The 12206-nt window shown below is 34.4% G+C and carries 9 protein-coding genes; 7 read left to right on the forward strand and 2 right to left on the reverse strand.

Features of this window, described 5'->3' with window-relative positions; genetic code table 11:
• The 7 genes from FCS21_RS09230 to FCS21_RS09260 all read left to right on the forward strand — a co-directional run bounded on the left by FCS21_RS09230 (window position 1) and on the right by FCS21_RS09260 (window position 9877).
• Window positions 1–1206, forward strand: a complete 1206-nt coding sequence (locus FCS21_RS09230) for a TIGR04063 family PEP-CTERM/XrtA system glycosyltransferase (protein WP_138622660.1) — start codon at window positions 1–3, stop codon at window positions 1204–1206.
• Window positions 1207–1213: 7 nt separating this feature from the next.
• Window positions 1214–2311: a glycosyltransferase family 4 protein gene (locus tag FCS21_RS09235; protein ID WP_138622662.1), complete on the forward strand. Its 1098-nt coding sequence runs from the start codon at window positions 1214–1216 to the stop codon at window positions 2309–2311.
• Entirely contained in the window at window positions 2304–3659 is a 1356-nt protein-coding gene (locus FCS21_RS09240; RefSeq protein ID WP_138622664.1) for a phenylacetate--CoA ligase family protein, read from the forward strand. The genes FCS21_RS09235 and FCS21_RS09240 overlap by 8 nt, the downstream gene beginning before the upstream one ends.
• Window positions 3660–3771: 112 nt before the next feature.
• The gene (locus FCS21_RS09245; protein ID WP_171035673.1) at window positions 3772–5097 is read left to right on the forward strand and encodes a putative O-glycosylation ligase, exosortase A system-associated; all 1326 of its coding nucleotides are present in this window, start codon (window positions 3772–3774) and stop codon (window positions 5095–5097) included.
• Between the two features lie 147 nt (window positions 5098–5244).
• Window positions 5245–6213: a polysaccharide deacetylase family protein gene (locus FCS21_RS09250; protein ID WP_138622668.1), complete on the forward strand. Its 969-nt coding sequence runs from the start codon at window positions 5245–5247 to the stop codon at window positions 6211–6213.
• A complete protein-coding gene (locus tag FCS21_RS09255) occupies window positions 6210–8579 on the forward strand; it encodes a heparinase II/III domain-containing protein (RefSeq protein ID WP_138622670.1) in 2370 nt (789 codons plus the stop codon). The genes FCS21_RS09250 and FCS21_RS09255 overlap by 4 nt, the downstream gene beginning before the upstream one ends.
• Window positions 8580–8662: 83 nt before the next feature.
• Entirely contained in the window at window positions 8663–9877 is a 1215-nt protein-coding gene (locus tag FCS21_RS09260) for a glycosyltransferase family protein (RefSeq protein ID WP_138622672.1), read from the forward strand.
• Here FCS21_RS09260 and FCS21_RS09265 read toward each other — a convergent pair.
• Both FCS21_RS09265 and FCS21_RS09270 read right to left on the reverse strand, forming a co-directional pair.
• On the reverse strand, window positions 9866–10756 hold the full coding sequence (locus FCS21_RS09265) for a glycosyltransferase family 2 protein (protein ID WP_138622674.1): 891 nt from the start codon (window positions 10754–10756) through the stop codon (window positions 9866–9868). The two genes, FCS21_RS09260 and FCS21_RS09265, sit on opposite strands and share 12 nt — an antisense overlap.
• A complete protein-coding gene (locus FCS21_RS09270) occupies window positions 10753–12171 on the reverse strand; it encodes a lipopolysaccharide biosynthesis protein (protein ID WP_138622676.1) in 1419 nt (472 codons plus the stop codon). The genes FCS21_RS09265 and FCS21_RS09270 overlap by 4 nt, the downstream gene beginning before the upstream one ends.
• Window positions 12172–12206: the final 35 nt, after the last annotated feature.

Here is a 12206-nt window from a genome sequence, read left to right on the forward strand (position 1 = left end):
ATGAAAGTATTACATGTCTTTGACCACTCTATCCCATTACATAGTGGTTATACTTTCCGTAGTCGCTCAATACTGAAGCAACAACATTCACTTGGTATTGAAACGTGTCATGTAACGAGCCCAAAGCATGGTAACGAGCAGGTAGGAATTGAAATTGTTGATGGATTAACCTTTTACCGTAGTGAGGCTACTTCAGGTCTAATGTCAAAACTTCCAGTACTCAATCAAATGGCAAATATTGCTCCAATGGTTAAACGTATATTAGAAGTAATCGAAATAGAAAAACCAGATATTATTCATGCGCACTCACCAGCACTTAATGGATTAGCAGCGTTAAAAGCCGGGCGAAAGTCAGGATTACCAGTTGTTTATGAGATCCGTGCCTTTTGGGAAGATGCAGCAGTAGATCACGGTACTTGTAAAGAAGATGACTTACGTTATCGCCTCACTCGAAAAATGGAAACTCATGTTGTGAAACATGCAGATGCGGTAACAACCATTTGCGAAGGCTTAAGAAATGATCTTGTTAGTAGGGGGTTTGATAATACTAAGTTTACGGTTATTCCTAATGCTGTGAATATTGAGCAATTTGATATTATTCACGGAAGAAATCGGTTGATTGAAGATTCTCTAAAGCTTGAAGGTTGCCAAGTCATTGGTTTTATAGGCTCCTTTTATGCGTATGAAGGATTAGATTTAGCTATTGCGGCGATGCCTGCTGTACTGGAGGATAATCCAAATGCGAGGTTGTTATTAGTAGGCGGTGGCCCACAAGAGCAAAACTTAAAACATCAAGCTACTTTATTAGGCTTAGAAGATAAAATCATCTTTACAGGTCGGGTATCTCATAGTGATGTGGGGAGCTATTATAGTTTGGTCGATTTGTTAGTTTATCCACGTAAAAAAATGCGTTTGACTGATTTAGTTACACCTTTGAAGCCTTTAGAGGCTATGGCTCAAGGTAAAGTAGTTCTAGCATCAGATGTTGGCGGCCATCATGAATTAATTAATGACAATTATAATGGCTTTTTATTTAAAGCGGGTAATATAGGGAATTTAAGTAGCCGTATTATAGAATTGCTATTTAATCGTGAATTAAGAGAAAGTGTAATTCGAAATGGTCGAAATTACGTAGAAAATGTTCGAAATTGGGATTGCAGTGTAAGAAACTATTTACCTGTTTATAATAAGTTAGTTAAAAAGTAAGACTCTTATGTATTCGATAAATAAAATCGCTATTGTTGGACCACTATCTCCCCCTGCAGGCGGGATGGCAAACTTAACTTTTAAATTAAGTGAAGCTATATCACAACAGGATATCGAAGTTGATATTATTCAAACAAACTCCCCTTACAAATTTAAAATAATTGAAAAACTAAAAGGTATTCGAGCAGTTTTTAGGTTGTTCCCGTATATATTTTCATTATACCGAAAAACTAAGCATGCAGACGTTGTTCATATTATGGCTAACTCTGGATGGTCTTGGTATTTATTTTCAGTACCAGCAATTTTTATTAGTAAGCTAAATGGAAAGCCGATCGTCGTGAATTATCATGGAGGTAATGCGGAAAATTTTTTTGCTAATTCCTGGAAATGGGTAGATAAAAGCTTACAACAAGTTCACTGTTTAATTGTGCCATCTAAATTTCTTAATGCTGTTTTTGGTCGCTATGGCCGTGATTCAATTATTATTCCAAATGTTCTTGATACAACTATATTTACCAAAAATAATAGGGAATTTGATCAAAATAATTTACATTTAATTGTGACTCGAAACTTAGAACAAATTTATGGCATTCATATTATTATTAAATCCTTTAAAATCATTGTTGATAAATACCCTAATACTCAATTATCTATTGCAGGATCTGGCCCAGATTTAGAAGCATTAAAAGAACAAGTGGAAGAGTATAAATTAAGTAATAATATTACGTTTACAGGTCGTTTAGAAGCCAATGAAATAGCTCTTTTATACCAAAGCGCAGATATTATGTTGAATGCAAGTACGATAGATAATGCACCTAGTTCTTTGTTAGAAGCGCTTGCATGTGGCATACCTGTAGTAACTAGCGATGTAGGAGGGATCCCTGATATGTTAAGTCATGAATATGATGCATTATTAGTTAAAAAAGATGATGTGCTAGATATTAGTAAACAAGTATTTCGTTTGATTGATGATCAAGGACTTAGAGAATCCTTAGTGGATAATGGTTTAGATACAGTTCAAAAATATGAATGGCTAATAGTATGGCAACAACTACTATCCTGTTACCAATTAGCACAAAAAGTGTGGGAAACTGAAAATGTTTAATCGTTTTTATACAAAGTTTGTGACTACCGTGCTTTTTCCACTTCATGAAAAACTTAAAAAGCATGACACTGTTACTATCCATAAAAAGTTAGAACAAACACAATGGCTTTCATCAAGTGAAATCATTGAGCAGCAAGAAGCACGCTTGCATCAATTCGTCAGCCAAGTTTGTATAAAAGTGCCTTATTATAAAAAGATACTTTCCGATTTAAGCCTCACAAGTAGTGATATTCGAAGCATAAGTGATTTACATAAGCTTCCATTTTTATCAAAAGAAATTATTAGGGATAACTTTGATAGTCTAAGAGCAACTAACTCAGGGATTGTAAAGCGATTTACAACGGGTGGGTCTAGCGGTAAACCATTATCTTTTTTGTTAGGTAACGAAAGGATAAGTCATGATGTTGCTGAAAAGTGGCGTGCAACTCGTTGGTGGGGTGTTGATATAGGAGATAAGGAGATTGTTGCTTGGGGGTCACCTATAGAACTCGGCTCTCAAGATAGAGTTAGACTATTTCGAGATCAGCTATTTCGTTCAAAGTTGATTCCAGCGTTTGATTTAACAGAGGAAAAAATATTAGGCTTCATAGCAGAAATTCAGTTAATGAAACCCAAAATGCTTTTTGGCTATCCTTCTGTTTTTTCGTTAATTGCAAAAGTTGCAATTCAACATGATATTGATATGTCGACATTAGGTATAAAAGTTATATTTGTTACTTCTGAACGGTTGTATCCTTATCAGCGTGAAACTATTGAATCAGTCTTTCAAGCCCCTGTTGCAAATGGTTACGGAGGGCGGGATGCTGGCTTTATAGCACATCAATGTCCTGCTGGAGGTATGCATATATCAGCGGAAGATATTATTATTGAAATTGTCAGTAAAGATGGAACTGTTGTACCTGATGGTGAAAAAGGCGAAGTTGTAGTTACTCATTTAGCAACATCTGATTTCCCCTTTATTCGTTATCGAACGGGTGACATAGCAATCAAATCTAAAGATTTATGCTCATGCGGTAGAGGTTTACCTTTATTGAAGGATATTGAAGGAAGAACGACAGATTTTGTTGTGGCAGAAAATGGCACTATGATGCATGGGCTAGCACTAATATATATATTACGCGATTTAGATGGAATTGAAGAATTCAAAATAATTCAAGAAACAAAGCTCTTAACTCGTATTGAAATTGTTCCCAAAGGAACGTTATCTTGTCGTAAAAAGGAAGAAATTATTAGTGGTTTTAAAGCTCGTCTTGGGGATAATGTTATTATTCAAATAGATGTAGTTGATAAAATATTGGCAGAGAAGTCCGGAAAGTTTAGGTTTGTTATATCTAAGGTCGAGGCTTAATGTAAATGATTGACTCTCTTTATTATTTTGTAGACATAGGGTGCCTTATTTTTTTATATTTATGGTCAGTGAAAGAAGATGAAAAATAAGTGCTTGGATGTCGAGATACCATATGCGTGATATAGCAGTAGTATTCCTTTTTGTATTTCTTATCTTTATTACATTACGAAAGCCCTATATAGGTGTGAGCGCCTGGATATGGATTGCATTGGCATATCCCGCGGGTTGGGCTTGGGGTTTTTCTTCATCGTTAAGAATAAATTTTACAATCGCAGCTTTAACAATTTTTGCTTACCTTATCTATAAGAGAAAGCCTGAAATAAAATTTGATGGAAGTACCGTTTTAATTATTATATTTTGGATACTTGCACTGGTGAGCTCGTTTCTTTCTGAATCTTTATTAAATGATTTGGCATGGGCTAAATTTTCTGAATTATCAAAAATTATAGTGCTGTATTTTTCAGCAATTTTAATTTTAGAAAAAAAAATTCATATAGACACTGTAATTTGGTCTATCGTTTTGTCTGTTTGTTCCTTTGCCGCAATGGAAGCAGTAAAATATCTTCTTTCTGGAGGAGGACACGATATTGCAGGGTTTAATGGACATGTATTAGGTGATAGAAATGATTTGGCTGTAGCCATAAATATGTGTATCCCGCTAATTATATATTTGATTAGTGAAACTAAACATAAGCAATTGAAGCTGGGTTTAATAGCTCTCTTAATTCTTAATATTATTTCTGTTGTTGGAACATCATCACGAGGTGGCTTTGTTGGGTTAATGGTGATTGCTCTATATTTCTTTATTAAATCCAAAAGAAAGCTGTTACTTTCGACTCTTATCGTAATGTCTTTACCTGTATTTATTGCATCAGTCCCTTCCGAGTGGTCTGAACGAATGGAAACTGTATCAGAGGCACAATCTGATAACTCCTTTATAGGTCGCCTATGGGCTTGGAAGGTATCAGTGAGAATTGCTAATGATAATGTGTTCGGAAACGGTTTTTATGGTACACAAGACCCTTTAGCTTGGAGCTTATATATTGATACAATCGATAACTTTGGCTTTGTCGACACGCCTGCTGCTCCAAAAGGACAGCTTCCAAAAGCCGCTCATAGTATCTATTTTCAAGTGCTTGCAGATATAGGCTACATAGGCTTATCAATCTATGTTTTATTGCTTGTATCATTATACTTACGACTGCAGAGGTTACGTAAATTAGCAAAAGAACAATCTTTAGATTGGTGCTATAGCTTATCTTCAATGTTATCTGTTTCTGTTATTGGTTACATGATTACCGGGGCTAATGTAAGCTTGGCCTATTTTGATTTATTTTTTGTTTTAATCGCTTTGTCTTTAGTTATCGAAAAAAGAATTCTTTCAACGACTGTGCCTGTAACGATAAAAGAGAGAAAAAATGCGTATCTAACAGGTTAACTAGGTTTAGTGGGGGAGAGTTACCTAGACAGGTGTTATTAAATTATCATAATAAAGCGATTGTTATAAATGCCTGATTTTGAATCACTGACAGTCTGTGGTATTTCATAAATACCCATCTTAAATAGCAGAAGGATCTTTTAAATAATGCTGGGCAAAACTATCGATTATTGGTTATTTAGGTGCTATAGAACTGTATTATCAAATTTTTTATCTAACCAAGCAACCATTTTAATGTTCCATAGAGTTCAGTTAGGCAGAGAAACTGACTTTGATGAATATACAAGTGCAGATGAGTTTAGGCAGAAAATGATATTGTTAAAGAGACACTTTAATGTGATCTCTTTACCTTCTCTTATTTCATTAATGAAAATTAATAAAATACCTCCTTTTTCTGTTGTAGTCACTATTGATGATGGATACGAAGATGGTTACTCAATTATTACCCCTATATTAGATGAGCTTGACATAAAGGGGGCTTTTTTTATAGCAACCGAAGGGATTGAAAAGGGTGGTCTTTGGAATGATCGCATTATTGATTCTATTATGAATACAAATACAGCAGAAGTTAGACTCTTTAATCAAGCGACAAAAATTAATTTATCTACAGTAGATGCAAAATTAAGGTCATGGAAAATTATTCATGACAGATGTAAGTTCTTAACGCTAAATGAAAGAGATAACGCCTTAGATGAGCTAGAGTCTAAGCTAAATACTAGGGGTAGGAGAAATAGCTTTTTGTCAAAAAGTCAGCTTTGTGAAATGCATAATGCCGGTATGACCATTGGAGCACATACTCATAGGCACCCTATCTTATCAATTGAGACGAATGAAAGTGCTTATATGGAAATACGAAAATCAAAAAATACTTTAGAAAAAATTATTAACTCAGAGGTTAAATACTTTGCTTATCCCAATGGAAAATTTGGTAGAGATTTTAATAATACACATAAAACCATGGTAAAAGAGCTCGGCTTTGAAGCAGCTCTGGCTACAGATATAGGCCTTGTAAATAGTAGCACTGACTTAATGTGCCTCCCTCGATTTACCCCGTGGGATAAAGAACCAGCATCTTTTGCTCTTAGACTTTGTCATCATCTTTATAAATTAAAATGAAACTATTAAAAATATATATATTTTGTGTTGGAATAATTGCTCATATTGCATTACTTGTGGGTGGCTATGTACTTATGAACAAGTATAATTTATCACTACAATATATATTCAATAGAGGGCTTGTCTCAATCAAAGATAAAAGCCCATACGTTAAAGAACTTCTTGCTCCAACCACAATCTATCCTGATTACCAACCCGTTGCAAAATTCAACAGTAATACTCCTAGAATCCTCTCACAAGTTGAAAAGCTCCTTAATGGACATTTGCATAATTCAGACTTTGGAAAAAATAAGCTGAAAAGGTACTTTCCTTGTTATAATCAAGGGTTACCAGGTAAGTTATCATGTTGGATATATAAAAGAGATAGCGACTCTAAGAGAGCGCTTAAAAAAGAAATATTAGGTCTTAAGCTAGATTTATCCAATAAAAATAGCTTTTACGGTAATGGATGGGAGTTGGCCTTTGCCTATGACGCAGTTAAAAATACTGACATTCTTACTGTAGCTGAACGAACGCTAATAGAAAAAAAATTATTAAAAGCAATTGGATATTATTTATCGGTATTAAATGACAACTCTGTTTCTCTGTGGCATGGCCGGGCTGAGATCACAGCACAGCTTTGGCTTTCCTATATAGCAATACTAGATCCGCCTAAAGCCATACAGGCAGATGTTGAATCGCACTTTTCTGAACTTATTAAAGCACTGGAACTCGCACCAGCTTGGCCCGAAGGGTTTAACTATTGGATAAACTCACGAGCGCTATCAATAACACTAGCGTTAAGCTCATTTGTTAATGGTACTGGAGACTCTGTACTTAAAAATAGAGTCTTAAAAACCCTCAATGATATAGGCTATTGGCATATTTATGCAACTAGACCTGATATAAGCATTGAGCCTATTGGAGACGAAGGTGCGCGTATAGATTTGAAGGATGAGACTCGTCGGGTTATAGATATTATTGCGCAGACAACAAAAAACAAAGACTTTAGTCAGTTTTCTCAATTATTAGAAAAAAAGCATGGGCTTGAAAGTTATTATAGAAGCTATCGTTGGGGCTATTACCTATTCCATAACCCAAAGTTAGATACTAATTTAGTAACTTCTGACACTCTGAGCATGTTCCAGTATCTGCTTCCTGAAGCGAGAACTTTTGGAGAAAAATACTATGGTTTAAGCTTTATTCGTGAAAATTGGCTACCCGACGGTACTTTTATGAATTTTAAGGCCGGTGACGTATTTACGCATCATGCTCACTACGACGCGGGTCACTTTACCTTATTCAAAGGTAAGCCCTTAATTGTTAATAGTTCTGTTTATGGTAGTTTTTTTGGTGAGAATCGCCTGAATTACTCTATTAGAACTATTTCAAAAAACAGTATCATTATTCAAAAGAATAATGAGTCAGTTAAAGTAAATCGGTTCTTTAAGAAAAACGTAGCAGATGGCGGACAAAGAATTGTTTTGCCAACAGGTAGTGCTATTCAAAGTGTAAGTCAGTGGTATGAAAAACGAGTAAGTACCCCAATGCTAATAGGTGGAAGTATCCTCTCTTCATCATTTACAGAGTCATATGCTTTTATTAAAGCTGATTTAACCAAGGCATATAACTCCACTTGGTACGATGAAAATGATGAGGAAGGAAAAGTATCAACAACAGAGAGGACTTTTTTTTATTTAAGGGAAGAAGACATACTTTTTATTAGTGACTCTGTCGATACCATCAACCCTAAATACACAGTGAAAAGTATCTTGCATATGGTTAATAAACCACTAGTTGATAATTTGAATGTTTTGGTTGGTACTGAAAATAACGGTATATTAAGTTCGGAATCAACCTCGTTTAAAGTCGAAAACTCAGAAGCTAAACTGGTAGGTACAATATTTAATGCGAGTAAAATGCGTATTATTGGCGGCAGTGATTATAAGTTTTATGTTGAGGCCGATGGTGATGACACAACTTTTAATGGAGAAAATTACACCGAAGGTGTTACGGATAGACTAGACCAAAAATCGGCTAGTTGGCGGTTAGAAGCCATTTCAGATGAGGTAAAGAGTAAACACGAAATGATTACTGTTTTACAACCTTCAATAGGTAGTTTTAGAGAAGATACTGTTGTTAAAAAACAAGCTGAAGGCGCATATCTGATTGAAACGGAAAAAAGTATTATTTTAATATCAAATGCACAAAGCAATATCGTAGTGAAAAATATTACCCCGCAAAAGAAAATATATATCATGGGCTTGGATGTGAAAGCCGAATACACTTTCCATGTAGATGAAATGCCTGTTATGAATATACAAGGAGGTATTATTGAAATACCACATCAAGATAAAAGGGTAAATATATCAATAACAAAGCATTAATTTGCCACTTAATAGCCAAACGTAACACAATTAATAGCTTATCAACGCCAATAATTAGACAAAATAAAGATAAATCATAATACATGAAAAAGAGCATCCTTCTTATCGCCTTTGATTTTCCTCCATGTAATAGTCCTGGTGTTGAGCGAACGTTAAGGTTTGCTGAGCATTTGCAATCACTAGGCTGGGAGCCCGTCGTATTGACCGTTAATCAGAGTACTTTCAATACGACTATTGATAATACTTTTGATGATCAGTTTTCTTTTCCTGTTTATAGAACTTTTTGTTTAGATGTCAGTAAACACTTTTCTTATAGAGGAAAGTATTTTGGTTGGATGAAGCAACCAGATCGATATTGGGGTTGGTTATTTACAGCAATCAAGGAAGGACTGAGATTACGAAAAAAACACTCTATAAACATAATTTGGTCAACATATCCGCTATTAACTAGTCATTTAATTGCACTAGTTTTATCTCGGCTGACAAAGCTACCTTGGTTAGCCGATTATAGAGACCCGTTGCAATGTTATTATGACCCTTCAGTATATCCATCGTTTAAGTTTCATCGCTGGATAGACAAGCAAACAATTAAGTTATGCAGAAAAGCAATTTTTACTTCTGCTGGAGCTTCAAAACTATACAAAACCCTTTACCCTGAAATATGCAGCAGTAAGTTTACTGTTATTGAGAATGGCTTCGAAACTTCACTTTACAATGAACTGAATCAAGTAAGCAATATCGTTATATCAAAGAAAAAACATACGATGGCACATTTAGGTTCTTTATACGAAAATGGTCGAGATCCTCAAACCTTCTTCGAATCTTTAGCTTTACTTAAAAAACGGAACGTTTTAGATTCAACTAATTTCGAATTGATATTAGTTGGCGCTAATAATCAGCATATTTATAGTCAATATACCGAATCTCTTGGGATTGATGACATCGTTAGCTTTTATTCGCAAATTAGCCATCAAGAATCGCTCAAGCTATCATTATCAGTAGACTCTTTATTAATCATTCAGGGGGCGATTTTTTCAGCACAGATCCCCAGTAAAGTTTATGAGTATTTGTCTTCTAATAAAGCCATATTAGCGATTACAAATAAACTAAGTGATACAAGTACATTATTAACGGAATACGAAGGGTGCTATGTAGCAGAAAGCAAGGGTGAAATTTATAATGCATGCCTTGATGTCACTTCTACAAAAAGTAGCTTTATTCGAGACCATGATAGGTTTTCGAGGTGGAGTAGAGCTAAAGAGTTAGCTCATTTACTTGCTGAAACGTTAAAAGACTAGGCGTAAAAGCCAATACTTGAGTAGTAATTTATATTTCAATGAGACAGGAATTTCAGCTTTTATACTTTTATAAAACTCATGAAATTTTTGAGGTTGACGCATGAATAATAAATATTTTAACTTGTCGATTTGACAATCTTGTATGTGCTTATTGATGGTCGATGAATAAGGCTCATATTTAACCTTTTTATTTAACGAATGATATAATTCGATTTCATTGTCATAAGTATCATGCTGACTAGTTAGGCTTGTCAGGGACATCAAGCAATTCGTTAGCTCACTGTTCACTTTAATAACATCGCCAACTATTACTAATTTTAGGTATAAGTCTAAATCCTCTGCAGTGTGAAGCATTTCGTTATAACCCCCAACAATATTAAATAGATGTTTACTTATGATGACCGTGGGTGTTGCTAAATAAGGGCGATTTAGTAATTTCTCAATATTGACCTTCTCATATGAGAAATCTATAGATTGTTTATTTAATGCTAATTGGTCAACGGCATTAACGAACCGATATTCACTACAAATAATCGATATATTAGTGGACTCAAAACTTTCTATTACGTGAGCTTGGACTTTTAATTTATCTTCATGCCAAATATCGTCAGCATCCAAAAAAGCAACCCAAGAGCTGTTTGAATGATATACACCAAGGTTTCGGGCTGATGAAGCCCCACCATTATTTTTTTTAATATATTTTATATGCTTTTTATAAGGTATTAGTGCTTTTTCAAGGTTATCACTTGACCCATCATCAACAATTATTATCTCACTTGCTTTAAAGGTTTGCGCCAAAACGCTTTGAAGCGCTTTATGGATTTTATCTTGGCAATTATATGCAGGAATAATAACTGAAATAGCTAGATCGGTCATCATTCTTTCTCTTTCAAACGAGATTTTATCTGCGTAAGTACAAATTCTTTTTCATCTCTATTGATAGCACCAGAAAAATAAATAAATATGAGATATGAGAAAAATACGATTAAGGGGGTAAGTATGTTTAAAGATACTTCTACATTTATAACGTTCGACATTAACAGAAACACAATAATTGGTGGTATATACTGTATCGCCTTCGTTTTTATGACTACAAATTTATTTGACCAATGTAAAAAAATTAAGATAAGAACACAGCTTTGTGTTAATTGACCGAGCGCTGCTCCCATAGCACCAAAACGATAGGTCAAATAGGCAAAAATAGGTAAAGAAATTACTATGGTAAGTAGTGTCGCGTAAGGGATTTTTTTTACATCATCACTGAGCATTATCCCTATACGAGCTGTCCCTCTTAGCATATAAATACAATTCGCTAACAATAATATTGGTAAAACAGTTATCGCTTCTTTAAATTGTTCATCTACCAGAAAATAAAAAATAACTCCGCTAAATGAAGTTACTCCAAAAGCTGCTAGTAATAATGCTAAAGTCATCAGCCGCATGCCTTTAGCATATTTTACACCTTTGTCTGGATCATTTTTAATTGAAAAAACATAGGGTACCCATAAGCTTTGGATAGGTTCAGACACTAAAAATAAAATACTTGCTAATTTAAGAGCTATTGCGAAAACACCAAGTGACTCTGGAGGGTGAAATAGCTGCAGAAGAATAATACTAATACTTGTGAACAGGGCCTCTAAAAGACCATTTGGTATAAAAGGTAGAGAATACGACATCAGCTTTTTTAAAAAAGCTAATGAAGGTAAACTAAATTGCTTAATAAAATATGGAATACAAGAGAAGAATAATACGAAAGAAGATGAGAGTAAATTAGCATAAATAAAGCCAATGACACCCATCTCTTTGTAAGCAATAAAGTAAATATTTAAAGGCACTGCAATAGCTAATTTCATCATTAACACGACAAAGTAAGTTTTATCACTCTTGTTAATGTTTAGCTGTCGAATATATAAGCTATTTACAGTATCAAGACCAAAATAGGTCATAGATAACAATATAATATTGGAAGATATTAAATTAAAATCATAAAAGGCAGTTATTAAAGCGACAATGGCTAATAGAAATAAAAATAATAAACTAACAATTGAAACAACACCTGTGAATACGTTTTTGTTATTTTGGCTATCATCTACATCGTAAAAGCGAACCAAGGCAGTACCAAGCCCCCCTGCTACAAATATGCCAAAGTAGAGTCCTAATGTATCAATAATGGCTAATACACCATACTCAGCAGTTGATAAGTGCTCAGTGTAAAGAGGGAGTAAGATAAATCCTACACCTCTTGAAATAATTGTGGCTAAAAAGTAAAGAGAAAATCTTTTAGATATGTTCATCGAATCGGCTTAAACTTTAAAAAGTAGTCATTGAT

The organism is Colwellia ponticola (assembly GCF_005885605.1).
Lineage (GTDB): Bacteria > Pseudomonadota > Gammaproteobacteria > Enterobacterales > Alteromonadaceae > Colwellia > Colwellia ponticola.

Excerpts from the sequence above, each read along its gene's own strand:
- FCS21_RS09270 (WP_138622676.1), bottom strand. The coding sequence starts at position 12,171 with ATGAACATATCTAAAAGATTTTCTCTTTACTTTTTAGCCACAATTATT.
- FCS21_RS09240 (WP_138622664.1), top strand. The coding sequence starts at position 2,304 with ATGTTTAATCGTTTTTATACAAAGTTTGTGACTACCGTGCTTTTTCCA.
- FCS21_RS09255 (WP_138622670.1), top strand. The coding sequence starts at position 6,210 with ATGAAACTATTAAAAATATATATATTTTGTGTTGGAATAATTGCTCAT.
- FCS21_RS09250 (WP_138622668.1), top strand. The coding sequence starts at position 5,245 with ATGCTGGGCAAAACTATCGATTATTGGTTATTTAGGTGCTATAGAACT.
- FCS21_RS09230 (WP_138622660.1), top strand. The coding sequence starts at position 1 with ATGAAAGTATTACATGTCTTTGACCACTCTATCCCATTACATAGTGGT.
- FCS21_RS09235 (WP_138622662.1), top strand. The coding sequence starts at position 1,214 with ATGTATTCGATAAATAAAATCGCTATTGTTGGACCACTATCTCCCCCT.
- FCS21_RS09245 (WP_171035673.1), top strand. The coding sequence starts at position 3,772 with ATGCGTGATATAGCAGTAGTATTCCTTTTTGTATTTCTTATCTTTATT.
- FCS21_RS09260 (WP_138622672.1), top strand. The coding sequence starts at position 8,663 with ATGAAAAAGAGCATCCTTCTTATCGCCTTTGATTTTCCTCCATGTAAT.
- FCS21_RS09265 (WP_138622674.1), bottom strand. The coding sequence starts at position 10,756 with ATGATGACCGATCTAGCTATTTCAGTTATTATTCCTGCATATAATTGC.